The organism is Oleiphilus sp. HI0061 (assembly GCF_001635675.1).
In genome coordinates this window covers 1-796 of record NZ_LWFE01001818.1, presented here as the reverse complement: position 1 = coordinate 796, position 796 = coordinate 1, and the positions used below count along the sequence as shown (strand labels likewise).

At 47.2% G+C, this 796-nt stretch carries 1 protein-coding gene and 1 pseudogene; one reads left to right on the top strand and one right to left on the bottom strand.

The window, feature by feature from the left end; translation table 11 throughout:
• Nucleotides 1-496 (bottom strand): annotated as a pseudogene (locus tag A3735_RS27680) (ATP-dependent DNA helicase RecG); the annotation flags it as partial.
• Between the two features lie 110 nt (nucleotides 497-606).
• On the opposite strand from A3735_RS27680, the gene A3735_RS27675 reads away from it, so the two are divergent.
• A partial coding sequence (locus tag A3735_RS27675) for an NAD(P)-dependent oxidoreductase (RefSeq protein ID WP_304440036.1) occupies nucleotides 607-796 on the top strand: 190 nt, incomplete at its 3' end.

Here is a 796-nt window from a genome sequence, read left to right as displayed (position 1 = left end):
GACAGATTGCACGGAGTCTTGCTTGTTGAATTCCTTCGGTTAAGGGATAAACCGGAGTTAAAGTTTCGGGTGCGGTATTCTTCTCGTCCCCTGTGATGATATTGTACTCAGGGTGATAGAATTCTATTCCCAGCTTTCCAAGCCTGGCCTCACCATAGCAACGCAGGTAGGTACCTTTTTGAAGTTGCCGGGCTTGAGCTGCGCTGAAGTGATAAAAACGCAGTGTAACGGTGCCGCTGGCGTCTTTTACTTTGACTTCTAGACTACGCCTTCTTCCATGAACGACTCTACTACCGAGCACTTCCACTTCAAACAAGCCTTGCATGCCGGGGCGAAGCGAGGCTGCAGAGTGAATACGAGTTCGGTCTTCGTAACGAAAAGGCAGGTGGAAGAGTAGGTCCTGCATGTTGTGAATATCGAGCTTGGAAAGTGTTTCAGCCAGTTTGGCGCCCACACCTTTTAACTGCGTAAGCTCTATTTCCTCCAGCGCTGCCATGCCGATTTAACCCTTTTGTGTGAGTGCAGGTACTTCGATGCATCTACGAATGTCTTTTAGAGTACTTCGTTTTATACTAGCGACAAATCATATAGAAAAGGCTTGGCGCTATGCAAGGTAAGAAGGTTTTGATAGTCGGTTGCGGTAAAATCGGTGGGCGCGTAGCGAAGAGGCTTTCAAGTGACTTTCAAGTTTTTGGTTTACGCCGAAGACCTCAAATGTCTCAGGATGACATTCATTATCTTGCTGCAGATGTTCGAGAGGCATCGAGTTTAGAAGAGGTGTTTTCACAAGTCCTGA